The 26519-nt window shown below is 62.4% G+C and carries 17 protein-coding genes; 8 read left to right on the top strand and 9 right to left on the bottom strand.

Annotated elements, in window-relative coordinates; translation table 11 throughout:
• Positions 1 to 58 precede the first annotated feature (58 nt).
• Positions 59 to 1960 (bottom strand): hypothetical protein, encoded by a 1902-nt coding sequence (locus tag JNK74_22305; GenBank protein MBL7648918.1) that lies wholly within the window; start codon positions 1958 to 1960, stop codon positions 59 to 61.
• A gap of 146 nt (positions 1961 to 2106) precedes the next feature.
• On the opposite strand from JNK74_22305, the gene JNK74_22300 reads away from it, so the two are divergent.
• The 5 genes from JNK74_22300 to JNK74_22280 all read left to right on the top strand — a co-directional run bounded on the left by JNK74_22300 (position 2107) and on the right by JNK74_22280 (position 8479).
• Positions 2107 to 4278, top strand: coding sequence for a hypothetical protein (locus tag JNK74_22300; GenBank protein MBL7648917.1), 2172 nt, complete (start codon positions 2107 to 2109; stop codon positions 4276 to 4278).
• A 152-nt stretch (positions 4279 to 4430) separates the two neighbouring features.
• The gene (locus JNK74_22295; GenBank protein MBL7648916.1) at positions 4431 to 5573 is read left to right on the top strand and encodes an SGNH/GDSL hydrolase family protein; all 1143 of its coding nucleotides are present in this window, start codon (positions 4431 to 4433) and stop codon (positions 5571 to 5573) included.
• Between the two features lie 4 nt (positions 5574 to 5577).
• Positions 5578 to 7119 carry a PAS domain-containing protein gene (locus tag JNK74_22290; GenBank protein MBL7648915.1) on the top strand — a complete coding sequence of 514 codons (1542 nt, stop codon included), beginning with the start codon at positions 5578 to 5580 and terminating at the stop codon, positions 7117 to 7119.
• Positions 7120 to 7360: 241 nt separating this feature from the next.
• Positions 7361 to 8074: a response regulator transcription factor gene (locus JNK74_22285; protein ID MBL7648914.1), complete on the top strand. Its 714-nt coding sequence runs from the start codon at positions 7361 to 7363 to the stop codon at positions 8072 to 8074.
• A 48-nt stretch (positions 8075 to 8122) separates the two neighbouring features.
• Positions 8123 to 8479 carry an STAS domain-containing protein gene (locus tag JNK74_22280; GenBank protein ID MBL7648913.1) on the top strand — a complete coding sequence of 119 codons (357 nt, stop codon included), beginning with the start codon at positions 8123 to 8125 and terminating at the stop codon, positions 8477 to 8479.
• Here the strand turns inward: JNK74_22280 and JNK74_22275 are convergent.
• The 5 genes from JNK74_22275 to JNK74_22255 form a co-directional block, all read right to left on the bottom strand.
• Complete coding sequence (locus JNK74_22275; protein ID MBL7648912.1) at positions 8466 to 9884, bottom strand: DUF1501 domain-containing protein; 1419 nt, start codon at positions 9882 to 9884, stop codon at positions 8466 to 8468. The two genes, JNK74_22280 and JNK74_22275, sit on opposite strands and share 14 nt — an antisense overlap.
• A 20-nt stretch (positions 9885 to 9904) precedes the next feature.
• Complete coding sequence (locus JNK74_22270; GenBank protein ID MBL7648911.1) at positions 9905 to 12970, bottom strand: DUF1553 domain-containing protein; 3066 nt, start codon at positions 12968 to 12970, stop codon at positions 9905 to 9907.
• A gap of 130 nt (positions 12971 to 13100) precedes the next feature.
• The gene (locus JNK74_22265; protein ID MBL7648910.1) at positions 13101 to 14516 is read right to left on the bottom strand and encodes a hypothetical protein; all 1416 of its coding nucleotides are present in this window, start codon (positions 14514 to 14516) and stop codon (positions 13101 to 13103) included.
• 67 nt (positions 14517 to 14583) lie between these two features.
• On the bottom strand, positions 14584 to 15042 hold the full coding sequence (locus JNK74_22260) for a hypothetical protein (protein MBL7648909.1): 459 nt from the start codon (positions 15040 to 15042) through the stop codon (positions 14584 to 14586).
• 195 nt (positions 15043 to 15237) lie between these two features.
• Positions 15238 to 16491, bottom strand: coding sequence for a Gfo/Idh/MocA family oxidoreductase (locus tag JNK74_22255; protein MBL7648908.1), 1254 nt, complete (start codon positions 16489 to 16491; stop codon positions 15238 to 15240).
• 175 nt (positions 16492 to 16666) lie between these two features.
• Between JNK74_22255 and JNK74_22250 the strand changes: the two genes are divergently transcribed.
• From JNK74_22250 to JNK74_22240, 3 genes are all read left to right on the top strand, one after another.
• Entirely contained in the window at positions 16667 to 17056 is a 390-nt protein-coding gene (locus JNK74_22250; GenBank protein ID MBL7648907.1) for a cobalamin biosynthesis protein CbiX, read from the top strand.
• Between the two features lie 249 nt (positions 17057 to 17305).
• Positions 17306 to 17971, top strand: coding sequence for a PilZ domain-containing protein (locus JNK74_22245; protein ID MBL7648906.1), 666 nt, complete (start codon positions 17306 to 17308; stop codon positions 17969 to 17971).
• Between the two features lie 142 nt (positions 17972 to 18113).
• Positions 18114 to 18866: a hypothetical protein gene (locus tag JNK74_22240; protein MBL7648905.1), complete on the top strand. Its 753-nt coding sequence runs from the start codon at positions 18114 to 18116 to the stop codon at positions 18864 to 18866.
• Positions 18867 to 18970: 104 nt separating this feature from the next.
• Here JNK74_22240 and JNK74_22235 read toward each other — a convergent pair whose 3' ends face one another.
• From JNK74_22235 to JNK74_22225, 3 genes are all read right to left on the bottom strand, one after another.
• A complete protein-coding gene (locus tag JNK74_22235; GenBank protein MBL7648904.1) occupies positions 18971 to 19156 on the bottom strand; it encodes a hypothetical protein in 186 nt (61 codons plus the stop codon).
• Between the two features lie 336 nt (positions 19157 to 19492).
• The gene (locus tag JNK74_22230) at positions 19493 to 25765 is read right to left on the bottom strand and encodes a tandem-95 repeat protein (GenBank protein ID MBL7648903.1); all 6273 of its coding nucleotides are present in this window, start codon (positions 25763 to 25765) and stop codon (positions 19493 to 19495) included.
• A 301-nt stretch (positions 25766 to 26066) separates the two neighbouring features.
• Positions 26067 to 26519, bottom strand: a 453-nt coding sequence (locus tag JNK74_22225) for a hypothetical protein (protein MBL7648902.1), incomplete at its 5' end; no start/stop codon positions are given.

The following is a 26519-nucleotide window of genomic DNA, read 5'->3' as shown; positions in this document are numbered from 1 at the left end:
TCACGCAGCGGCATTGCACGCAAAAACACGGACGGGAAAGTCCGTGCTCCCGTTACCGTCACGGCTCCACGCGATACAAATCATAGGGCCGCCCCTCCAGCACGCGCTCCAGCGTCAACTCCATCTCCGTCGGGGCCAGCACGTACTCAAAGCCATACGCTTCTCCCAGTCGGCGCCATTCCTCGACGCTGCGGCCGGGCCATCCCGCCAGGGGCGGGCCCGTTTCGCCATCCACCACAAATCCAAAGACCTCGGTATGCATTTTCTTCAAAGCCGGCGCGAGCGCGGGCACATAGCTCATGAGGTGGGCCGTCTGATAATCCGCCAGTATGGGGTGGCGAATTTTTCCGAGCCAGTTGACGTCCCAGTAGGGCGTCACAAGCATGGCGTCCGCTTCGCCGTGCTCATCCAGCCAGTTCGCCACCTGCTGGTGGATGGGCTGGAGGGCCAGATGCTCCCGGTGGCGCGTTTCCCGAACCACCAGCGACACCAGCAGCGCGGTGCCCAGCGCAATCGTCCCGCAGTGGAGCCAGGGCCGTTCCAGGCTTGGCCAAAGACGCACCAGGCCCTCGCAGACACCCCAGACCAGGGCCCCGCCCAGCATGCCGGCCAGGGCGAAGGGATAAAAGTTCTGCAGGAATGCCGCCACGACCGCCAGCAGCAGAAGCTGAATCGCCGGCAAGCGAAGCACGCCCCAAACGACGATCTTTCCATCCCGGGCGGCGACCGCAGACGCGATCGCGCCGCCACACAGCGCAAAGATCAGCCCCTCCAGATTGCCCCCGTAGCGAACAAAAATCTCGGGCGGCTGCAGCGTGCGCCACAGCGGAAGCAGCAGGGCATAGAGCAGCACCAGCGCCAAAAGGCCCCGTCCCCCGGCGCGGCCGCGCCACAGCACGCCAACCACCAGCGGAACGAGGAGTATCGCAAGGTGGTTCATAAGGCGATAAGGCATCCAACCGATCAGGGCGAAAGGCGCACCACCGCCCAGGACCTGATGGACCAGCCAGATCGAAACAACCACCCCGCTGAGCAACAGGGCGAAACCAAAGGTCTGGAATAGAACCCTGCGAGGCCCGTCTTCCAGACCGGGCCGCATGCCGTTCAGACCCGCCACCAGCAGAACGGCGCCCGCCGCGAGCACGCTTTTCAGGAAAGAGTCGCGCGGCACCGCCCGGTGCAGATCGTGCAGCCCGGTGTAGGCGGACCAGATAGCGTGGGCGTCGCCCTCGGCGAAGTAAGCGCCCGCGAGGGGCATGGACACATGAAACTGACGTTGCACGGCCAAAAAGATCACGCAGGGCGTCATCCCCACGACAAACCAGCCCACGGCCTGGCGCGCGCGCGCGTATTCGCGATTTCGGAGCGCCCACAGCCACTGGATTCCGGCAAAGAGCCCGATCACGGGCCACTGCCCCACGTGGACCATGGGCATAAGTCCCAGCAGAAACCAGACACTGCGCCAGCCGTTAAGCAGGAGCAGCCCGAACACCAGCAGGGCATAGCCCGCGCCAATCTGTCCCGTGGCAAAGAAATGGGGCCAGCTTTCGATGGGGTAGTAGCTCTGAAAACCCTGGTGCACCCCGAACAGCACCAGCGTCGCTGCCAGATGCCCGCCCCAGGCGCTGCCGCTGAAACGCATGCCAAGCAGATAGACCGGCACCGTGCAGAAACTGAGCTGGGCCACATTCCGCAGGCCGTTGATCAGGAGGGGCGAATCCCACAGGCTCAGCATCAGCGCGGAAAGGTAGCTCTGGCCACTGAACACATTGCGACAGTAGATGAAGAAGGGATGCCCCTCGGGATAGGGCACCGCCCTCGTAATCACCAGCGCGTGCTCCCAGGTTTCCTCCCAGCGCACGCCGCGCAGCGCTACCGCAACAACAGAAAAGACAACCCAGAACAACGCGCCCGCCCAAAGGCAGCGTTTCTCGCGAATCTGGAGGTAGGTCTCGGTCATGGGGCGATATTATGGCAATGAACAATGGACAATTGACAATTGACAACGATTGCCGAAGTCTGGCGACCGGTCCGGATGTGTTGCTCGAGCGCATTGTCCATTGTCAATTGTTCATTGTCCATTGCCTGCTGCTATAGTTTCTCGCGATGACCGAGCATAGCGAACAACCCGTCACTTCATGTGAGGCAACACCGGCGGAACCCAGATTTTCGCGGGCCTTTCGCCATGGCTGGCGCGTTGCGGGGCGTGAATGTCTGCGCGTCGCCGCACTTTTCTCCACCGCCGCGGTCATCGGCGCTATCTATGTCAGCACCTGGGGCGGCCCACCAGAGTTCTGGCAGCAGGTCTTCGGTCCCGCCGTGATGACTGCCTGTGGCCATGGCTACACCAACCCCATGATGTCGGAAGTACCGGGGCTGGAGGATTTCCTCTACCTCCGCAGCGATACCTTCGATTGCGCGAGCATCCCTGAGAACGTGACCCTGCTCCCGCAAGACACCTCGGGCATGAGCTACGATGAGATTCAGGCCTTCCACCCGCTCCAGCAGTTTCCCGGCTGGACCCAGTGGCAGCGCTTTCATCGCTATCTGGTGCTCAGCGTGGCGCTCATGTTCACCCTCTTCGGCGTGGCATGGCAATCACTCACGCCCCTCTACGCCCTCCTCTATGGCATCACCAACGCCCTCGGCTACGGCATTTTCCGCCTGGGCATGGGGCCGCGTTTCGCCACGCTGTTCACCGGACTCCTCATGACGTCGCCGGTCCACCTCCAGCAGTTGCCCCAACTGCGCGACTACAGCAAAGCACCTTTCTTCTTCGCCCTTATTCTTGTGGCGGGCTGGATCGTGAAGCGTCCCCTGCCCCTGCGCTTCCAGTTGCCCCTCGCGGCGGCTGTCGGCCTGTTCGCCGGCCTGGGTCTCGGTTTTCGGCAGGATGTCTCCATTGCCGCCGCCCTCTTCTGCGGGCTCATAGCCCTCTTCTCGCCCGGCCCCGTCAAGCAGACCTGGTGGAAGCGCGGCGCGGTCATCGCCGTCTTCGTCGCCGCCTTCGCCGTGTTCGGCTGGCCCATCTTCCAGGTCCTGTCCCGTGTCAATAATGCGACCCACGACACGATCATCGGCTTCACCAAGTACTGCGATCAGCGGCTCGGTGTAGAGGCGCCCCTCTACGATTTCGGCGATCCCTTTCTTGACGAATACGTCCGCGCGATCCTCATGGGCTATGCCCACCGCACCACAGGGCGCACGGAAATCTTTCGCCACTACTCGCCGGACTATGACGCCGCGGGCAAGGCCTATTTTCGCGAGATGGCAGCAACTTTTCCCGCCGACCTCATCATTCGCGGATATGCCTCCGTGCTCCGCACCGCCGACGAACTGCAGATCAGCACGGCCGACGTTACGCCCCGGGGCATCACCAATCAATTTCTCGCGCGCCTGTGGCAACTTCGCCGCTGGGCGCTCGACGCCCTGCCCGGTGGCGGGCGCTACCACATCGCGCTCATGCTGCTCTGCATTGCGGCCATGAACCCCCGCCTGGGCGCGGCCCTCTTCTGCGCCATCCTGTTGCTCGCGGGCTATCCGGCCCTGCGCTTCAGTGAACGGCATGCCTTCCACATGGAAATCCTCTCTCTCTTTGCCGCTGGCTTTCTGCTCCAGTGGCTGGTCTGGTGCGGCATGGGCTTCTGGAGGCGCCGAAAGGAAGTTACCTATCGCGCGACCCTTAACGCGGCCGCCCCCCTGGTCCGCCAGGGCGCAAGTGCTGCCGCGATCGCCGCGATCGCCGCGGTACTCCTGCTGGCGCCCCTGTTCGCCGCACGATGGTGGCAATCCGGCCAGGTCGCTCATATGATTGAGCGCTACGAAAGCCAGGATCGCACCCTGCTTATCACCCAGCGCGAGGAGCGCGAAGACAAAACACACTACGCCATTCCGGGCTTCGGCGACGCCTCGAAAAAAATGGATTCCCCCGTCAGGCTCCCCATGTACGCCGATGTGCTCGTCCTGGAGTTCCAGAGTGGGCCCCAGTGGATTTCCATAGACTTCAGCTACGAGGCGACGCACCCCAATTTTCAGTTTGACCGCACGATGGCGGTCCCCCCCGCGCCGCTGGGAAATTCCGGTCCCACACGAGTTTATTACCCGGTCTACTACGGACCGGAAGCGCGATTTACGGGCTTTTCCATACCGACATCGGCATCGGGGCGCTTTAAGGGGGCCTTTCGACTCAACGACCTCGGCAAGGAGGCCATCCTCCTGAACGCCGTCCTTCCGCCAACCTGGAAGCAACTGAATAAGTACCAGACGCTGAGCCGGTGACGAGAATCACGAATTACGACAGGTACGGTCCAAGCACCTTGGCGATGCTCTCAACGCTTAATAGTGCTCTTTCCCTTGCCCCGACTACCGCAAATAGATCACAATCGTATAGCAGAGTCACCACGCCACACAGTTTTAATGGAGCATCATCGATGTATCGAATTGTATTCTTCGCGGCCCTGGCCGCCGTCGGCGGCCTCGGGGTGCTCGCCGCTCACGCGGACGATGACGCCATCAGCCGCTGGCGCCTGGAGCCCTTCTGGACGGGCGCCACGATGCATGGCGAGAGCTGCTTCTTCCTGGAGGAAAGCGCGGGTGCAGCCCCGACCTCTACCCTTCTTTTCACGCCCAGAAAAATCCTCTCCGTGGTCCATACGGCCACGGGCACAACCTTTGAAGAGGGCCGGGACTACCTCCTGGACAAAGAAGCGCGACGGATCACCCTCACCAAAGAGACCCGTATCCCCTTTACGACGCGCGCGGACTACGAGCCGCCCATAGGCAAGTCCGGCCAGTTGTACCGCGACGGCACGCGGGACATCTTCTTCGAGAACGAGCACCTCTTCCACGATTTGCAGGTTGAAGTGACCTACGAGCACAAGAAGAAGGACTGGAGCAAACTGGGCGGACCTGTTCCCGAGCCGGCCGGGGACAATCTTGCCGATCTCAATCGTAAACTCGCGGCGGGAGACGCCCTCACGGTCTGCCTGCTGGGCGACAGCATCTCCTTCGGCCTCAACGCGAGCGGCGTAGCGGGTGTGGCGCCCCACCAGCCGGCCTACGGCGATCTCTTCGTCCAGGGGCTCACGGCGCGATTCGGCAGCCCGATTCAGTTCACCAACTTTTCCGTAAGCGGCATGGGCGCGCCCTGGGGCATAGAGCAGGCCCCGCTGGTGGCGGAAAAGAAGCCCGATATCGCCATCATCGCCTTCGGAATGAACGACGCCTCAGGGCGCTTTTCGCCAGCCGATTTCACCGCGAACATCCAGCGCATCATGGACGGCATCAAGGCGGGCCATCCCCCGACTTCTTTCATCATTGTGTCGCCCATGCTGGGCAATGCGGACTGGAAACACGCGGCCCCGGACCTCTATCCCCTGTACCGCGATGCCCTCATGACCTTGCGGGGCCCGGGTGTGGCCGTGGCCGATCTGACCTCCTTCTGGTCCACCTTTCTTGCCCGCAAGCGCTTTGTAGACATCGCGGGCAACGGCGTGAATCACCCCAATGATTTCGGCTACCGCGTTTATGCACAGGTGCTGCTCGCGCTCTTCCCGGAAACGCTGAAAGGATAGAACCGTGCTCGATCACCCCACGGAACAACTGCTTGAGTCCATGGGAGTTCGCATTCTTTCGCGCTTGAGCGTGGGCATCGCCATCACCCGAGAGGGCGACATCACGTACTGCAACGATGCCTTCGCCTCCATGATGGGCATGGAGCCCGACCGCCTTCCCGGCACGGTCCACCCCTTTCTTCAGGAGCGCCATGCCGGCGCGGAAAGCCTGAACACCATCCGGAAAGCACTGGAGGCGGGCAACATTGAGCGCCCGCTCCGCATACGCTATGAGCGGGGCGATGAGTTCCCCGCCTGGAACGAGGTGCAGGTTTTCAAGGAAAGCGAATTCCGCGTCTGGATGCACCGGGATGTGACCCAGCAGATGGGGGCCCACGAGCTGTGGCAGCGCTACGAGAAACTGGTGGACTCTTCGCGCCAGTTCATGGCGCTCGTCGACCGGAGCTACACCTACGAATTGGTGAACCGTTCCTTCGCCGCTCTCTTTAGCACCGAACCGGAAGCCATGAACGGCACCATCGCGCCAACCGTGTGGGGTACCGCCCTCTATGAGTCCATGGTGGAACCGTGCCTGGAGCGCTGCTTCCGCGGCGAAGAAGTGCACGTCCAGCGATGGCTTACCCTGCCTTCCGGCGCCCGGAGGCACCTGGACATGGTCTATTCTCCGTACCGCGACAAAGGGGGGGATGTGCAGCATGCCGTGTTCGTGGCCTGGGACAACACGGAGGAAAAGATCGCGACGGACACGGTGCACGAGTTGAACAAGGCGCTGGAACAGCGCGTGGAAGAGCGCACCGCCGAGCTGCAGGACACCCTCCAGGAACTGGAAGCCTTCAACTACACCATTGCGCACGATCTGCGCTCCCCCCTTCGCTTCCTCCGCTCCTTCGCCCGCATGCTCGAAGAGGAAACCGGCGACAGCCTCGGGGATTCGGGGCGCTACTACTGCACCATGATTTCCCGCGGCGTCGCCGAGATGCAGCACCTGATTGATCGGCTCCTCGACTTCTCACGGCTCAGCCGGAAGCCCGTCATGCTCGAACCCTGCGACCTGGATACCGTCATCGCCTCCGCCTGGGAAACGGTTTCCGTGGGAGAGACCATGGCCCTGACGGTGGAGCCGCTGCCCCGGTGTCAGGGCGACCCCTCCCTCCTGAAGCAGGTCTTTGTCAATCTGCTGGGCAACGCCACCAAATTTACCCGCGGTGCGGAGGCCCCCCGCGCCTGGGTCTACGCCGAGGATTGCCCCGCCGATTCGGTCCAGATCTGCGTGCGGGACAACGGCATCGGCTTTCACATGAATCACGCGGAGGCCATGTTCGCCCCCTTTAAGCAAATCCACGACCAGGCCGGCAATCAGGGAAGCGGACTGGGGCTCGCGATTGTGCGCAGAATTGTCGAGCGACACGGTGGAACCGTATGGGCGGAGGGCGTGGAGGGCATTGGCGCCTCAATCCATGTGCGGCTTAACGCCTGTGACGCGGCGATGGTGGAGCCCGCCGGAGGCCCCGGCGAACCCATTCCCACGCCCATTTCCGTGCCATGACATTGATCTAGATAGTGAAGCGCATTTAGGTTACAATGAGGGCCGAGGCGAATCCGGATTGAGCGTTGGTTCGGCCTCCACGTAGCGACCGGTGTCGTGCCCGGAGCGCTTCGCCCGGAACGGGGTGCGGCCATCGAGCTTTGCCCGCGGCCCCGAGAGTCGCTTGCAGCGGGAGTTGCGTGAATCCGGAGACACCCAGACGTATCGAACGAGATCAATTGCAGGGTATCAGGGGCAGACGATGCACACTGAAAAAATTCTGGTCGTTGAAGATGAAGCCGAGGCGCTGACGAAAACGCGTCAGGTTCTCGAAAACGACGGTTACACCGTAACAACCGCCACCAATGGTCGAGACGCGCTCGCCCTCATCGCGGAGAACAGCCCCGATTTGGTCGTGCTCGACATCAACCTGGATGCGGGCGATCACAGCGAGCCGGCCATGGACGGTATCGAAGTCCTGCGGCAGATGCGCAAGGAATCCGACGCCTGCGTGCTCATGCTCACCACCACCTCCATCAGTTATGTAAAGGTCGCCGCCCTCACCATGGGCGCCGACGACTATCTGACCAAGCCTTTTGACCCGAAAGAACTCACCGCGCGGGTTCAGGCCATTCTCCGCCGCGCGAAGGGGCCGGCCCGCTCCGGCAACTCCCTCGTCTTCAAGGAACTGACCATTGACCCCGGCGCGCGTATCGTGTGGAAACACGGCCAGGAAGTGAAGCTCACCCCCATCGAGTTCGATTTGCTTCATGCCCTGGCCCGGCGGCGGGGACAGGTCATCGGGCGGAGCCAGCTCATCAGTCAGGCCTGGGACTTCAAGTATGCGGGCGACGAACGCCTGGTGGATGTGCACATGGGCCGGCTTCGCAAGAAGCTGGAGGACGACCCCGCGAAACCCCGGCTGATCCACACGGTTTGGGGCAAGGGTTACCGTTTCGAGGGCGAGTTTGAATAGCAATCGCCCCGGGAAGCCGGGGCGCACCGGAGTTCAGGAGATGGCCACATGATCACACGGCCCATTTTGGAAAATGGCATCGCCGTGATTGCCTTTACCCGTGACAGCCTCGACGCGAGCAACACCAAAACCTTTAAGGACGATATGCAGCCCGTGCTGGGACAGTACAGCCGCATTCTCCTCGATCTGGAAGCGTTGCAGTTTGTCGACAGTTCGGGCCTGGGAGCCATGCTTTCCTGCCTGCGCGCCATGCACGACAAGGGCGGTCACCTCGCGCTCTGCGGCATGAGCAAGCCCGTGCGAACCCTGTTCGAACTTGTGCGCATGTACCGCATCTTCGATATCTACGCCAGCCGCGCCGAGGCGCTGTCCGTCATGGATCGGGGCGAGGTTACGCCAGAATAGCCTGGACCACATTCCCGGCGACGTCCGTCAGGCGGAAATCGCGCCCCTGGAAGCGATAGGTCAGTTTGGTGTGCTCGATGCCCAGCAGTTGAAGCAGGGTTGCGTGAAAATCGTGCACGTGGACCACATCCTGCACGGCATAGTATCCAAAGTCATCCGTGGCCCCGTGCGTCAGTCCACCCTTCACCCCGCCGCCCGCCATCCACAGGGAGAAACCGCGGATATGGTGATCCCGGCCCGTGCCCTGGGCCATGGGTGTGCGGCCAAATTCACCGCCCCAGATCACCAGCGTGTCCTCCAGCATCCCCCGCTGGGCCAGATCCTTCACCAGCGCCGCCGAAGCCTTGTCCACCAGACCGGCCGTGGTCGCAACGCCATTCTTTACATCGCCGTGGTGATCCCACCCGCGATGATAAAGCTGAATGAAGCGCACGCCGCGCTCCGCCATGCGACGGGCCAGCAGACAGTTGGACGCAAAGGTGCCGTCCGAGCCCTCCGTGCCATACATCTCCTTGATGTGCTGGGGCTCGTCGGAGAAGTCCACCAGATCGGGCACGCTGGTCTGCATTTTAAAGGCCATCTCGTACTGGCTGATCCGGGTCTGGATCTCGGGGTCGTCGGTAACGTCGTCGTGGTACTGGTTCATGGCCTGAACCGCATCCACCACGTCCCGCTGCTGTTTCGCGTTCACACCCTGGGGATTGCTCAGGTAGAGCACCGGATCGCCCTGGGAGTGAAATTGAACCCCCTGGAACTTGCTCGGAAGAAATCCGCTGTGCCATTGCCGCGCGGCGATGGGCTGGTTCTGTCCGCCGCCGGCCGAAGTCAGCACCACGAAGCCCGGCAGGTTGTCGGCTTCGTTGCCCAGGCCATAGGTGATCCAGCTTCCCATGCTGGGGCGCCCGGAGATGGACGTGCCGGTATTCATGAAGGTCTGGGCGGGATCGTGGTTGATCTGCTCGGTCTGCATGGACCGGATAATGCAGATATCGTCGGCAATACCCGCGATGTTGGGTAGAATCGTGGAGATTTCCTGCTGGGATTTTCCGTACCGTGCAAAGGTGTGCTGCGGGGCGAGGCAGCGCAGGGTCTGGCCCTGCAACTGGGCGATCGGCTGGCCCTGGGTCACCGATTCGGGCATGGGCTGGCCATCCAGCTCCGCCAGTTTCGGCTTGTAGTCCAGGGTTTCCAGATGGGACGGCCCGCCCGCCATGAAAAGATAGATCACGCGTTTCGCTTTGGGCACACGATGCAGTGGAGAAATAAGGCCCAGCTTCGCTTCGTTCGTGCTGGCCTCGGCCACGCGATTCAGGAGCCCGGCGAGGGCAAGCGAACCAATACCCCGTGCCGATCGCGAAAAGAACTGGCGCCGGGTCTGGGCCAGCAGGAAATCTTCGTACTTCATCGTTTTCACCTGTCCGGATATCAGCTTCGGGTAATGGTTTCGTGCAGATTAAGGATGACGCGGGCCACCGAGGTCCAGGCCGCCAGATCCACGGGATTCTGTCCGGCGGGTACCGGCGCGAGGCCCGTCTTCAGCAGGGCCTCGGCCGAGGCCGGGTCGTTGGTGTACTCCACAAGATGCTGGTGGTACAGATCGCGCAGCAGGGCCAGTTCCTCCGGTCGGGGCGCGCGGGAAAGCGCATAGGCGAAGGCAAGATTGATTCGGCCGTCGCTCTCCTCGCCGCCCTCCGCCATAATGCGCTGGGCAAAGACGCGCGCGGCCTCTACATACGTGGGGTCGTTCAGCAGCACCAGGGCCTGCAGGGGCGTATTCGAAACAGGGCGCTCCGCCGTACACTCCTCGCGCGTGGGCGCGTCAAAGGCCAGCAGGCTGGGGTGAAGAAAGGTCCGCTTCCAGAAGCTGTACAGCCCGCGACGATACTGATTCTCGTCCTTCTCCGTATCGTAGGCCAGCACGCCGCCGAAGGTGTTGCAATTCGCATAGTAGCCCTCCGGCTGATAGGGAAACACGGAACGGCCGCCGATCGTGGGTGTAAGCAGGCCGCTCATTTCCAGCGCGCCGTCCCGAACCATTTCCGCGTCGATCCGGTAGCGGCTCTGCCGGGCCAGCAGGCGGTTGTACGGATCCCGGTTTCGCAGTTCCGGAATCGCCTCGCTCGTTCGGCGGTAGGTCTCGGACGTGACCATCAACCGGATCATGTGTTTCAGATCCCAGCCGCTGTTCATGAACTCCACGGCGAGCCAGTCCAACAATTCGGGGTGGGTGGGCCACTCGCCCTGGGCGCCCAGGTCGTTCACTATCTTGGAGATACCCGTGCCATAGAATCGTTTCCAAAGCCGGTTCATGGTCACCCGCGCGGTAAGAGGGTTGTCGCGACTGACCAGCCAATTGGCCAGATCCAGACGGTTGGCCCGGCGACCAGTCACACCGAGGGCGGGGAAGGCCGCGGGCGTGGCGGGCTCCACGATCTCGCCCGTTTCGTCGAGCCAGTTGCCCCGAGGCAGCACCCGAATGGTGCGCGGCTCGGGTCGGGCCTGCGAGATCAGGGTGGTGGCCATCGTACCGCGCAGCGCGTTCAGCTCACCCTCCGCCTTCGCGAGCGCGGTCCGCTCACCGTCCAGCACGGGGGTCGTGGCCAGGAAATAACTTGCCAGGGCCTGATCATGCTCGGCCGTGCGCGCCATCAATTCGGTGGACAGCGCGGCCTTCACCGCCGGGGGAAGTACGGGCCAGGGCGTGCGGCCCGCGAGGGTATCGTCGGTAAGGCCAAGCCGGAAACTGTCAATCTGGTGGCCGGCAAAGGAGGAATTGAAGTAGAGGCGCACTTCCAGCACCCCGCCTTTCTCCAGCGTGACGGGCTGGGCAAGGCGCAAAACAATCGCATGATTCCCCCGGTGCTTGTGGGAATCGGCGGCCCAGCCGCTCTTCACGTCATCATCCAGCACGTTGGTGACGGGAAATCCCTCCTGCTCGTAATCCGCCGCGACCGATGCGAAGGGCAGCGGAATGCTCTCGGCCAGGCCGGGTCCGCGCCAGGCCGCCGTGACGTTGGTCAACAGGAAATTCCCGCCGCCGCGGGATACACCGCCGAGCAGGATATCGTCCAGCACTTCCAGGAGCAGGGCGGACACCGGAGCGCCGTGGCCCGGCAACTGTATCGTGTACTCATCTTTTTCCCGCTCCGGTCCCGAGGCCAGTATGCGCCGGTCGGGCATGGTCAAAAAGGTCGTTTCGCCCTGGGCGGTCACCGACAGCGGCTCGGGCCGTACCCACGGCTGGACGGAGCCTTCGCGCTGTGCGGAGAGGGCGCCCTCCCAGGCCCTTCGGGCGTCCTTCAACGCCGGCGTTTCGGACGCCAGCGTCTGCCGCACGGTCTGGATCTCGGCAAGCAAGGCCGCTTCCCGGGCTTCCTGCTCGGGCGTGGGCAGGTACATCCGCGGTTCCCAGATACCGCCGGAACCATACACGCCCTGCTCATCGATATCCGCGAAGAAGGCCTCAAACTGATAAAATTCCCGCGTTGATATCGGGTCGTATTTATGGTCGTGGCATTCCGCGCAGGCCATGGTCGTGCCGAGCCAGGCCGTTGCCGTCGTCCGCACGCGATCGGCGGCATACTTGGCCAGATACTCCTTCGCCTGCGCACCGCCCTCGGCCGTGATCTGGTTGAGCCGGTTGTACCCCGAGGCCACTTTCTGTTCGCGGGTCGCATCGGGGAGCAGATCGCCCGCCAATTGCTCGCGGGTGAACTGATCGAAGGGCATGTTGTCATTGAAGGCCTTGATGACGTAGTCGCGATAGGGCGATATGCTGCGGAACTCGTCACTGTGGTAGCCGTTCGAATCCGCGTAGCGCACCACATCCAGCCATTCCATGGCCATGCGCTCGCCGTAGTGGGGCGATGCGAGAAGCGAATCCACCAGCGCGCCGTAGGCGCCCGGATCGGTGCTCTCCACGTAAGCCTGAACCACTTCGGGCTTCGGAGGAATACCGAGCAGGTCCCAGTACAGGCGGCGCACCAGCGTGACCTTATCGGCCTCGGGCATGGGCGACACCCCCTCGCGTTCGAGCTTGCGACCGACAAATGTATCGATGGGGCTCGCCGCCGGGTCCAACGGGGCGGGTACGGGGGGAATGTAGGACCAGTGGGCCTCAAAGGGCGCGCCCTGAGCCACCCACGCCGCCAGCAGGTCCTTCTGCCCCTGCGTGAGCTGTCTATCCTGATCGGGCGGGGGCATCTGTTCGTCCGGGTCGGCGCTCAAAATTCGCTTCACCAGCGCGCTCGCCTCGGGATGGCCGGGGGCCAGCACGGTCTGGGCCGACGCCTCCGGCAGGGGCTGATCCAGCCGCAGATCCCCTTTGCGCGCATGGGCGTCCGGCCCGTGGCACGCAAAGCACTTGTCGGAGAGTATGGGGCAAATATGCCGGTTGAAGCTGATCGGCTCAGTAGTGGGCGCCACCTCCGCCGCAAACGCGGCGCAACCGACCGTCAGGACACACAGCGCAAGTGTACCGCGCAAAATCATACTGCCATTCTCCTCCGCCCCGGCTTCGGGTGCGAAAACCAGACTTCAACGGGCGGGCTGCCGCCCAAAAAAAGAGTGCTGCCGCCCCCACCGGAACCCGGCCGGAGCAGCAGCACCCGAACTCATGTTATCAGGCTACGTCCGGATTGCATTTCTTGCAGACCGCACCCGCCGTGCGGGCTTCCACGCAGCAGGGATGATCGCATTCTTTGTTCGCGGCCTGGGCCGTCGCACAGCAACTGCCATCCTTGAACTTCAACGCCACGGGAGCGGGTGTTGTGGCCGCGGCGCCCTTCGGGTTGCACTTTGCGCACGCGGTCTTGGCCGCCCACGCTTCCGCGCAACAGGGATGGTCGCACAACTTGCCGCCGTCGAAAGCCTTCAAGCAGCAGCCGTCGGCGTCGAACTTGGTCACGATCGCCAGCAGCGCTTCCGCGCCGGCGTTGCACTTCGTGCACACGGTATTGGCCTTCCGGGCCTCGTCGCAGCAGGGGTGGTCGCAAACTTTGTTTTCCGATGCGGACTTGGCGCAGCAGCTATCCGCCGTGAACAACTCCTTCGGCATGACCTTCGCCACCGCCGTCGCGGGGACAGCCGCCGGGTCAATGCCCAGATCGACCTTCAGGTTCGGAAGCGCGGCCTTCAGCGTATCCGCGCCGGCCGCCGTCACACCCGTCTGCCACAGGAAGATCTTCTTCAAGTTGGTCAGCGGGGCAAGCTGGGCCAGACCGGCGTCCGTCACCTGGGTACCGTAGAGATTGAGGTACTCCAGATTCGTCAGACCGGCCAGATGGGCCAGACCGGCGTCCGTGATACCCGTGCGCTCCAAGTGAAGCCGCGTGACCTTGGAAAGGCCGGCCACGGTCGCCAGACCGGCATCCGTGATCTTCGTGCCGGCCAGATTCAGCCAGGTCAACTGGTTGCACAGCGGCGTAAGCGTCGCGAGTTGCTCGTCGCCGATGGCGTCGCCGACGAGATGATAGTCCACGCGAACCAACGGCGTTTTCATGTCCAGCGGCATGGCCAGACCGCCGAGGGCCGTCACCGCTTCGAGCTGGGCGGGATCGGCGGGCGCCGTATTCTGCGCGAGCACCTCCAGCACGTCCACCGGAGCGGCGGCCTGATCGGCGGGCGCCGCGCCACCCTTCCAGTCACCGAAGTTTGCGCCTTCGGTGATCCAGGTGTGGATCGCTTTCGTCTGTTCCTCCGTCAGCGGATCACCCTTGGCCGGCATGATGTCCGGATCGTCCTTGGGCAGGATCGTGAGTTTATACAGGGCGCTCTCTTCGGGCTTGCCCGCCACGAAAATCGGGCCGTTTTCGCCCCCTTTCGTGAAGGACTCAAGCGAATCCAGCTTCAGGCCGCCTTTGTCTTTGTCTCCGCCGTGGCAAGAGATACACCGTTCCTGAAGGATCGGCCAGATCGTATCATTGAACGACACCCCCTCCGCGCCGGCTCGGGGCGACGCGCCCAGAACAAGACCGGCCACGACGGAACCGTAGGCCAGCTTCCGGCCCATAATGCTCATGCTTCTCAAGCCAATCATTTTCCTGCTCCGATTCATTTGGGGCGTCTCCGGCGTGATCGCGCCGGAAGGCGTCCAGTTGTGCACCTTAGTTTTGAGGCTGTGCGGACGCCTGAGCCGCGGGAGCAGCCTCCTCACCCTTCCAATCGCCGAAGTTCGCGCCTTCGGTAATCCAGGCGGCAATCGCCTTGGTCTGCTCTTCGGTCAGGGGATCGCCCTTGCCCGGCATGATATCCGGATCGTCCTTCGGCAGGATGGTGAGCTTGTAAAACGAACTCTCTTCCGGCTTGCCCGCCACGATGATAGGGCCATTTTCACCGCCGGCCTTAAACGCTTCCAGCGTGTCCAGTCGCAACTCGCCTTTGGACTTCTGGGGACCATGGCAGGAAATGCAACGATCCTTCACAATCGGGAGAATCGTGTCCTTAAACGACACGCCCTCGGCCTGAACCGGGTTGGAAAGGACATTGCCCAGCACGACGGCGGCCACGAACGAACCACAGGCAAGCACCCGGCCAGCGCCGGTCTTCGCATTCAACTTCAACATCGATACGGCTCCGATCTTATCCATGGCCGCCGGGCGGGCACCCGAAACGGCCATTACTACAATTGATTTTTCACGACGATGACTATCGCACGGCTCGCCTGGAACCGTGGAATTCCCGAGGTACTTCACTGGATTACGATGGTAACGCGACCGGCAAACGCAATGCAAATGCCGAATTGGAGCCCCCGGCCCCGTTCAACTCCAACCTTTAAGGGGGTGTTCTCGCCTTTCCAGCGGAATCGCCACGCGCTTCCCCTGAACATGGGCCTCAAACACCGCCTGGACCATCTCCTGGGCTTTCGCGCTGTCCTGCAGCGACGTCGCGGGAAGCCGATCTTCGTCAATCGCCGCAATCAGGTCGGTTACGATGGGCGCGTGCCGATCACGCTTCTGATCCGATATCGCGATGACCGGCGCATCGGGCAACGGCTTCCAGTTGCTGATAACCGTCCCATCCGCCGCCGTGCGCGGAATCCAGCCGGAGTCGTCGAGCCAAAGCACCTCCGGCACGATGGAATTCAGGATCTCCTCGCGCGACGGCTTGGCTTCGGGCTGGGGCTGGCGGCTGAAGGTGTCCATCTTGATGGAAATGACGCCTTTGGTCCCGTAGATGTCCACGCCCCAACGCCCCCCGGAACCCTCTTTGGTAAACATCGAACTGAAATGCCCCGCCGTGCCCTTGGCAAAGCCGAAAGTGGCATGGATACGATTGCCCACCACCGGCCCAAGGGGCTCGGAGGCTTCCCGAACATTCGCCGGAGTCGCCGCCGCTCCGTTGTGGGTGATATCGGCCTGGCACCAGCTCGCATCGCCCATCAGATAGCGCATGAGGTCAAAAAGGTGGGTGCCGAGCACCACCATATCCTCCGAACCCGCGCGCCCGTCTTCTTTGCCCCGACTCCGCGCTTCCACTACCGTGCCGATCAGCTTGTCATCGACGATGCACTTCTTTACGTGCGCCAGCGTCGCGGTCTGGCGGAAATTGTAGGCCACGGCCCACTTCAGGTTCTTCGACTCCACCGCCGCCACCATGGCGTCGGCCTCGGCCATATCCACGCAGAGGGGCTTTTCCAGAAAGCCATGGGCGCCGACCGCCACGCAGGCGTCAATATATTCCTTGTGATGGATCGTCCAGCGCGGCCCCACCGCCACCAGATCCGGCTTCTCCTTCTCCAGCATTTCCTTATAGTCCGCATAGAGGGTCGTGGCCTTGCACTCCGCACCGTACTTGGCCCTGCCGTCGTCGTCGGGGTCCGCCAGACCCACCACCTGCACGCGCGGATTCAGATCGAAAGCCAGGTGCATGTCGTGGCCATAGCCCCCCTGCTTGCTGTCGCCGATGATGCAGGCGCGAAAGGTTTTCGGTGCATCCTGTGCGCGGGCGCCCAGGCTCAGGCTCGCCGTGGCCGCGGCGGCCCCGGCCAGAAAAACTCTACGATTGATTTCCATGATGCAATCCTCAAGGCTGAAGGGCAGCTCCTGCACATGGGTGCCTCGAAACTGCGGGATAACTGAATGATCTGCTACACTGGACGACCCGCGCGATTACCCTGTCGCCCGCGGCCGGTCCGGCCATTGAGTATTCAACAATTCCACCCCGTAATCAAGGTTGCGAAAGGCCTCCATGCAAACCCTCCCCCCCGGCACCGCCGTTATCGTCATCGACCACGGCTCGCGTCTCGCCGCCGCCAATGCCATGCTGGATGACGTGGTCGCCATGTACCGAAATGTCACCGGCGCCGAGATCGTGGAAGCCGCCCACATGGAGCTGGCCGAGCCTACCCTGGAGGATGCCACGGCCCGCTGCGTGGCCCGGGGCGCCACCTCCATCGTGGTCCATCCCTATTTCCTGGCGCCCGGACGCCACAGCACCAGCGACATCCCCCGTATGGTTGCTGAACTGGCCCCGCACTATCCCGAGGTCTATTTTCGCGTCACCGAGCCCCTGGGGGTAGACACGATCATGGCCCAACTCATGCACCAGCGGATCAGGGAAGCCCTCGCCCGGGACTAACGGCTCCTATGGGTCGGTGCGAAAATCTCAGCCCGCCACCCCATACGCCCCCAAGACCCCCAAGACCCCCAAGACCCCCAAGACCCCCAAGACCCCCAAGACCCCCAAGACCCATAAGACCCATAAGACCCATAAGACCCATAAGACCCATAAGACCCATAAGACCCATCCCGCAACCCCAGGTTGCGACGCTTCCCCGAATATGCTACAAGAACAACACCAACCACCCACTGAAGGAGCCCTGATCGCGTGACCGCCCCTCCCAGCCCCCTCCGATGCGGTAACACGGGGTTCCTCTGCCTCATGGACAACCGATTTCTCGTGGAAATCCTCGGGCTGGAACGCAACCAGATCTGGACCACCTTCCCGGGGGTCTGCTATCCCCTGGCCGGCATGGGAGGGCGTTTCGAGTTTCACAGCGACACCGGCTTTATCGCCTATAACGTGCAGGTGTTGCGCTACGCGGACCGCCCCGAATCCGGCATCATCCTGGAACGAAGCGAGAGCGCGGATCAGCGCACCCACCGCACTTCCTGGCGCGTGCCCACCGATATCAATGTCGTGTTTCGCACGCCCAATTCCCCCGAACGCTACTCCGCCGTCATGGAGGATCTCAGCGCCGAAGGCGCCCTGCTTCGGGCCCACCCCGTGCTGCCGGTGCGCACTCCCCTGGAGATGACCTTCGCCCTCGACCGGGAACACGGCCCCCAGGTCGTGGAAGGGCGAATCTGCTACGCCCACGAGGAGACCGAGCTGCAGGCCCCCGCCGCCCTCCGCTATGGCGTGCGCTTCACCAATATGACCCCGGCGACCCGGCGTCTCCTCACTCTTTTTCTGTACCACCACGTGCGCAAGCTCTATCCCAAAGACGTGGCCGCCATGTATCCCCGCACCCGCCGACGGGTAACCGAGTAGCGGAAATCCACCTCAGGGACGGCAGAAAATGGACAAGACGACCGCTCCTCCATCTCCCTCTTCTCCCCGTCGTCCATTGTCAATTGTCCATTGTCAATGGCTCGCCTGTGCTATAATAATCCCCATAAGGAGGTTTCAAACCATGCGATATTGTCGATTTCTTCTCCCGGCCCTCTTTCTTCCCGGTTGCATGGTCGAAATGCTGACCACCACCGCGATACAGGCCGATCTCCAGGCCAAACAGGCCACCGCCGCTCAGCAGACCCTCTCCAACGTCAAGACCGACACCGGCCAGATGAACCTGCAACGGGCCGTGGACCTCTACCAGGCGGAGAAGGGAAGCTACCCCGCGTCCCTCGATCTGCTCGTACCCAATTTTATCGACGCCATACCACCCCGCGGCGACGGCGGAGCCTTTGGCTACAACCCGGTTATTGGCCGGGTGCTGGAGACCGATGCGGGCCCCACCGCGGCGGATTACCTCATGATGGAAAAAATCAAGACGGCCATCAATTCCTACGGCACCCGAACCGGCCTCTATCCCCCGACGCTGGATGCCCTGGCCCAGAGCGGCGATTTGCCCGTGATGCCCCGGACCGAAAGCGGCCAGCCCTTCAACTATAACAATCAGAATGGGGCGATCAGCCATCCGCTGGAAGGACCGGTGGCGGCGGCCATGCCCGCGCAGGCGCCGCGCTCCGGTGGTATGGCGCCCGTAGGCGGGGGCGGGCCCCTGGGCGAGGCCATGACCGGCATCGCCATGCAGGAACAACTGAACAGCAACAGCAATGCGGGTGCAGCGGCGGCGGGAACGCGCGGACGCACGGGCGCGCGGAGTGCGGCGGCGGAGCAGAGCCAGCGGCAGGAAAAAGCGCTGGACGATTTGGGTTTCTAAGATTATTGCCCCGAGGTGCCTGAGGCGCCGGTGCTCCCACGCATCGGCGCCGATTTCTTTTTCGGACCACCCTCAGGCGGCCCTCCTCCCAGGTTTACTTCGGCTCAGTGCACCTTTTGGTTCGGCACCAGGCGTATGGTCTCTTCGTAGGTCAGACGGCCAAACCAGCCTTCTTTCGGATTGCGCCGCACGTCCAGCACCTTGTATCCCCAGAGGGAATGAAGCCACCAGGCACGGACCCACGAATGCGTGGTCAACGAGGGATTGTCAGGTATTCCGTATACAGCCATAACGTCTACCTCCTTGTAGGTGTTGTCCACCAGGTTTGTTTGGCGAACGCTGCTCGCCCAACTACTGCGCCTTGCTGCAGCAAAAGAAGTATACCACGCGAATTTAAAATGTCCAGTAAAAAACGAAGAATTTTTGACGGAAGATTGTTGACAGAATCCTGACAAACCCCTGCCCGTGGCAAGGCGGCGACGAAGCCCTCGGGTGAGACAATTTTACGGACGTGCAATGGCGCCGCACCCGAGCATACGGAAGCCGGGAACCGCACCTCCGGTGCGGTTCCCGGCTCATTGGTATTCAGCTAGTACGTGGAGCAGACCCCGACCGGGGGAAGCCCATCACTCGTTCCTCGTGGCGCCACCGTAGAGGACCTCCAGGATCTGACCGGGCAACCTCAATAGGGTCTCGAAACAATTGAGCAGGAAAACGCCCAACGCCGCGATGAACAGTTCCGCCTGCGCACCAGGTCCATAGCAGCCGCCCGGTTGCGACTGGCGGATTTCATTGCGCGACAGAAAGCCATCGCCGTCCAAATCGAGCGCGTCGAACTGGCTTGTGGTAAGTTCTGGAAAGAGCAGCGCGGACTCTTCCCGTGATATCAGACCGTCGTTGTTCGCGTCGGCACGCATGAAATTTTCCAGCAGCGAAGTCGCCAGGTTTCCTTCGCCTTCGCCTTCGCCTTCGCCTTCGCCTTCGCCTTCGCCTTCGCCTTCGCCTTCGCCTTCACCTTCACCTTCACCTTCACCTTCACCTTCACCTTCGCCTTCGCCTTCACCTTCGCCTTCACCTTCACCTTCACCTTCGCCTTCACCTTCGCCTTCACCCTCACCTTCACCGGCGCCAGCCACCACGGTTACGGTGATGGCTTCGTCGTCGGACAAGGGTGGTGTCCCCGAGTCCGTGAGTACAAATGTCACCGTGTACGTTCCGGCATCACCGGTCACAGTCGCCCAATTCAGTGTCCTGGTTTCGGAATCAAACTGGGCGCCCTCGGGCAGATGCTCCACGCCGAAGGCGAGTGTATCGCCATCCGGGTCGCTACCCGTCAAGACGATCTGGAGCGCGTCACCCTCGGTGACCTCGCGATTGCCCACGGGATTCAACGCCGGCGCGCGGTTTACGTCGCCCACGGTGATCGTGATGGTTTCGCTATCCCCCCGCGCGGGTTCACCATCATCCGTCACGGTGAAGGTGACTTCATGGCTTCCGCCGTCGCTGAAGGCCGGATTCCACTGGAATGTCTGGGTCTCCGTATCGAACGTTGCGCCATCCGGCAGGTTCTCCGCGCCGAACACCAGAGTGTCGCCATCCGCGTCGCTCGCCGTCACCAGGAAGGTCAATGCGCCCCCCTCGTCCACCTGGCGGTTGCCAATCGCGGCGAGCTCGGGCATGCGGTTCACGTCACCCACGGTGATCGTGATGCTCTGAGAATCCCCCTCGGCCGGCGCGCCGTCGTCCGTCACCGTGAAGATCACGTCGGCATAGACTCCCGCATCTTCAAAGCCCGGTGTCCAGGTAAAGGTTGCGGTTTCCGGGTCGAAGCTGGCGCCCTCGGGCAGATTGGCCGCGCCGAAGCTCAGCCCGTCCCCGTCGGGATCGATTGCCGACACCGTGAACGCCAGCGTGGCGCCCTCCGGCACTTCCTGATTCGACAATTCGTCCAGCGCCGGCGGGCGGTTTACATCGCCCACGGTGATGCTGATGGTCTCGGTATCGGTCAACGGTCCCTCGCCATCGTCCGTCACACGGAACAGCACGCCCGCGTAAACGCCGGACTGGTCGAAGGCCGGAGTCCATGTGAAGGTCGCGGTTTCCTGATCGAAGCTCGCGCCCGAGGGCAACGCCGCCGCGTCAAAGGTCAGTGTGTCGCCTTCGGGATCGCTTGCGGACACGCCGAACGTGATGGTGGCCCCTTCGGCCACTTCACGGTCGCCTATGGCGTCGAGCACCGGCGCGTCGTTGACGGGCGTTACGGATATCTCGAAAACACCCGACACCGGCACCGCGCCATCCTCTCCACCGTCCGCCGCGCTGAACGCAAAGCTGTCGGACGTGGTCTCACCGCCATTGTGCGTGTAGATCAACTGGGCGGCGTTCAAATCCGCCTGGGTGAAGGTGGTCACCGAGGTTTCAGGCTCCGAGATCAACGCCAGAACGCCGTTGGCCGGAGCCGCTGTGACCGTGTAGGTCAGATCCGAAGCCCCGTCGTCCACGTCACTCGTTTCGAGCATGCCCGCGTCCAGCGTGGCCACGCCGCCTTCGTCCACGGTCACGCCCGAGTTCAGGGCCAGAACCGGCCCGTCATTGTGCGCGGTCACCGTGACCTGCACCGCGATCTGCGACGACGCCTCGCCGTCGCTCGCTTCCAGCGTGAAGCTGTCCGAACCGTTGAAGTTCGCGGCGGGTGTGTAGGTCAACTCCGTCGGACTCGCGCCCTCACCGTCGGCCGTGGCAACGCCGTTCGAAGCGGAAACCGCGAGGCTCCAGGTGATCGGGTCGCCGTCCGCATCGGTCGCGTCGACCGCCGGCGCCACAAAGGCCACCGGCGTGCCGTCTTCGTCCATGGTCACCGTGATCGGCCCCGTCTGCGTGATGGCGGGCGCGTCATTCACCGGATTGATCGTCACGTTCACCGTGATCTCGTCCGTGCCACCATCGCCGTCCGACACCTGGATGACAAAGCTGTCGGAACCGTTAAAGTTGGCATTCGGCGCATAGTCGAACACCGACGGAGACAAGACGCCGCCGGATACCGTCGCCACGCCATTCGTCGCCGGGGTCAGCACGGACCACGAGAGCGCCACGCTGTCCGGATTCTGGGCCATCACCGTGGGGGCGTCCCACGCAATAGGCGCGCCGTCTTCGTCCATCGTCACCGCCAGCGGATCCGCCTGTTCGATCACCGGCGCGTCGTGGGTATTGTTTACCGTCACGTCAATCTGGATCGTGTCCGTGCCGCCGTTGCCGTCCGACACCTGCACCACGAAACTGTCCGAACCAAAGAAATTGCCCTCGGGTACATAGTCGAAGGTCAGCGGTGAAGCCCCGTCGCCCGACACGGTCGCCGTGCCATGGGAGGCCTGGGTCAACACCGACCAGGAAAGCTCATCGCCGACCGGATCCTGGGGCGTGGGATCGCCCTGCTCATTGCTTCCCGGCGAGTTGGTGGGGCCGTCGATATCCGCAGCGCTCAGAGTCGGGGCGGCCCACGCCGTGGGCGTGCCTTCCTCGTCCATCGTTACCGTCAGCGGGCCGTCGCCCTGATCGATGACCGGCGCGTCGTTCTGCGGGGTGACGGTGACCACCACGTAGACCGTGTCGTGGTTGCCGTTGCCGTCGGAAGCGCGAATACCGAAAATATCCGTTCCAGCGGAATCCGAATCCGGTACATAGTCCAGCACTTCGGGGGAAGCCCCCGTGCCGCTTACCGTCGCCGTGCCGTACTGGGGATCGAAGTCCAGCGTCCAGGTGATTTCGTCGCCGTCCGCGTCCATCGCCGACACCGCGGGAGGTGCCCAGGCCATCGGCGAACCGTCTTCGTCCATCGTCACATTGACCGGGTCTGGGGAAATAACCGGTGTGTCCTGTTGCGGAGTGACCGTCACGTTGACCGTAAGCGTATCCGTACCGCCATTACCGTCGGAAATGGACACCACGAAGCTATCCGAACCGTTGTAGTCCGCGTCCGGCGTATAGCTTACCGGCTGGCTGGCGCCCGTGCCGCTGACGGACGCTTCGCCGTGAGTCGCCTGGGTGCCGATGCTCCAGTTTATCGTGTCGGCATCCACGTCCACACCGTTCAAGGTGAGGCTGAAGGGCGTCGGCGTGCCGTCTTCATCCATGGTCACGCTAACAGTCGATGCGTCCGCGCGCGAGAAGCGGTGGATCATGGCGCCGACGAGATCGGCGATGAAGATCGTTCCGTTACCGCCAACGGCGATGCCGAAGGGATAGCTGAACTGGCCGTCCGCGGTACCCTGAGAACCGAAGGTGCTCACGAATTCGCCGGTGGTGGTGAACACCTGCACCCGACGGTTGTTGCTGTCCGACACATAGAGAAACCCGTCCGGACCGAAATCGATTCCGTAGGGCGAACTGAACTGACCGTTCAACGTTCCGTTCGAGCCGAAAGCCCGCACGAAAGTGCCCGTTGACGTGAATACCTGGACGCGGTGGTTCAATCGGTCCGTGACATACACATTCTCGGCACCGTCCAGCGTGATCGCGCTCGGGTTCTGCAATTCGCCATCGCCCGTTCCAAAGGTGCCCCAGGTGGTCACGTGCGCGCCCGTGGCGTCGAATTTCTGAATTCGGCTGTAACTGATATCCGCCACATAGATATGGCCCGAAGCACCCACCGCGATATCGCTCGGCCCCTGAAATTGATCCGGATCCGTGCCCACTTCGCCGAACTTGAGAACGAAATTGCCGTTCGCGTCGAACTTCTGCACGCGGTTGCCCGAGTTCTCCGCCACGTAGACGTAACCGGCGGCGTCCACATCAATACCCATTGGGTTCGTGAACTGTCCATCGGCCGTGCCGACGGAACCCCAGGTGCGCAAGAAATTCCCATTCGCGTCGAAGACCACCACGCGATGGTTGGCCGAGTCGGCGACATAGACGTTGTTCGAGGCGTCCACCGCGAGTTGGGCTGGCTCGTTCAACTCGCCGTTTCCAGTACCTGGCGCGCCCCAGCGGATATCGAAGCCGATGGCGCCCAGAAATTCCGGCGCGTCGTTTTCCGGGCCGATCGTCACTTCAACAACTATGGTGTCCGCATCCGTGCCGTCGCTCACTTCAACCGTAAACGCATCCGAGCCGTTGAAGTTCGCATCGGGCGCGTAGGTAAATGTGGAAGGTGAAACGCCCGTGCCGCTCACCGTCGCCGTGCCGTGGGACGCGGGGGAACTGACGGACCACGTCAGCGTGTCAACCGTGTCGACATCCGTCGCCGACACCGTGGGCGCGACAAAGGCGGTTGGCACACCGTCCTCGTCCATCGTCACCGTCAGCGGGCCGGCGCCCTGGTCAATGACGACCGGATCCTGTTGCGGATCGACGGTTACGTTTACCGTAACCGTATCCGTGAGCAGGCCATCGCTGATTTGCACATCAAAACTGTCCACGCCGTTGAAATTGCCAATGGGCGTGTAGGCGACTGTCTTCTCCGTGCCCGTGCCGGATACCGCCGCGACGCCATTCGTGGCGTCGCTCGATATCGCCCAGGTGATTGTATCGGCATCGACATCCAGCGCGTTGAGGGTCAAGGCAAACGGCGTCGGGTTCCCGTCCTCCGACATGGATACCGCGACAGACGCGCCGATAGTCGAGGTATCGAAATATTGAATGCGATTGCCGCTGTGATCGCCAACATAGATCCGGCCCGTCGATGCAACAGCGATGGCAAAAGGGGTAGTGAATTGCCCGTCGCCGCTGCCGGAGCTCCCAAATTTCTGGACGAAGGTCCCGTCCGACTCGAAAATTTGCACGCGCCTGTTTCCAGACTCCGCGACATAAATTCGGTCATCCGAGTCCGCCGCGACACCCCACGGGGCGGAAAAATCACCGTCACCCGAACCCGACTGGCCCCACTTGCGCAGAAAAGTTCCGTTCGCATCAAAGACCTGCAGGTCGCTACGACTAATATCGGGCACGTACACGTTCCCCAGGGAATCGACGGCAATTCCAAAAATAGTTTGGAACTCGCCATCGGCAGTGCCGTCGGCCCCCCATTTCCTTACGAAGTTCCCGCTGGCATCAAACTCCTGGATTCGGTCGTTCCCACTGTCGGCAACGTACACTTGCCCCGAGGGGCCAACGGCGATGCCGATTGGGCTGCTCAACTGTCCGTCTGCCGAACCCAGGGAGCCCCACTGGAGCAGGTAACTTCCGCCGGAAGTGAACTTCTGGATCCGGTGGTTTTGATAGTCCGCCACGTACACGTTGTCGGACGCGTCCACCGCGACGCCCGAAGGCTGATTGAGCTGCCCGTCACCCGTGCCCGAAGTACCCCACTTCCGGAGGAAGGTCCCGTCCGCATCAAACACCTGTATCCGGTGATTCTGCGCATCGGGAACGTACACGTTGCCCGCGCTGTCCAGCGCGATCAGGCGCGGATTGGAGAGCTGGCCGTCGGCTGACCCCGTGCTGCCCCATTTTCCCGCGAATTCGAGTTGTCCCACGAACTCGGGCGCGTCATTCACCGCGTTGATCGTCACTTCAATTACAATCGTATCGGAATGGGTGCCGTCGGAAGCCTGCACGGTGAAACTGTCCGCGCCGTTGTAATTCGAGTCGGGCACATAGGAGAACGAGAGCGGAGACGGACCCACCCCGCCCACCGACGCCGTGCCATGGGTCGCGGGCACGCTCACCGTCCAGATGATGGGATCGGCTTGGGGATCAACCGCGCTGAGCGTCGGGGCCACAAATGCCGTCGGTGCGCCGTCCTCGTCCATCGTGACGAGAAGGGGGGAGTCACCCTGATCGATTACCGGGGGGGTCTCATTGGCCCAGGCCGACACGACGCCAAGGCAAGTGCCCGCCACGACGATGGCGCCCCGCACTACGCCCTTCCAGACGAACTGATTGATTCCCGATAGCGTTCCCATTCTATGCTCCTGCCTTGGTTGGACTCGATGTCTGGTTCACGGGGCGCCCGTTGCTGCACTGAGGCCCCGCCAGCAATTCGGTCGCTGGATCCGATATGCGGCTTCGCCGCCGGTATTAACTCTTTACACTAGAATAAAGATTCATATATGTCAAGCTTGCAGTAGTATAAATTTCGGACAAAATGGCACGCATCATCGACTTTCACACCTTACTCACAGAAAGTCACCCGCTCCACTTGAAACAAGAGCGGAACCGACAACCTGCCGGTTCCGCTCGCCTCTTCAAGCTTTCCAGGAATCACTATTCCTGATCGGGTTCTCGATGCATCAGCCCGTAGATGTATTGCAATAGTTGTCCCGGAATCCGCGTCACGGACTCGAAAAGTCCCAGCAAGGTCATCACCAGGCCAATCGGCCCGAAATCCTTCGCTTCATCCGGACTCGGGCAGGCACAACCGCCCGTTGTTCCGTTCAGTTCCGCACGGGAGAGAAATCCGTCTCCGTTGCTATCCAGATCGTCAAAATCGGCCTCTGTCAGTTCGGGGAACAGCGCCGAAGACTCTGCTCGCGAAATCAATCCGTCACCATTGGTGTCGGCACTAGTGAAATTCTCGAGCAACAGTTCGGCCAGGCTTCCTTCGCCTTCGCCTTCGCCTTCGCCTTCGCCTTCTCCTTCTCCTTCTCCTTCGCCTTCGCCTTCGCCTTCGCCTTCGCCTTCGCCTTCGCCTTCGCCTTCGCCTTCGCCTTCGCCTTC

The organism is Candidatus Hydrogenedentota bacterium (genome assembly GCA_016791475.1).
Classification (GTDB): Bacteria; Hydrogenedentota; Hydrogenedentia; order Hydrogenedentales; family JAEUWI01; genus JAEUWI01.
Note: the sequence above shows the minus strand (reverse complement) of the source record. Positions and strands in the feature narration are given on the sequence as shown.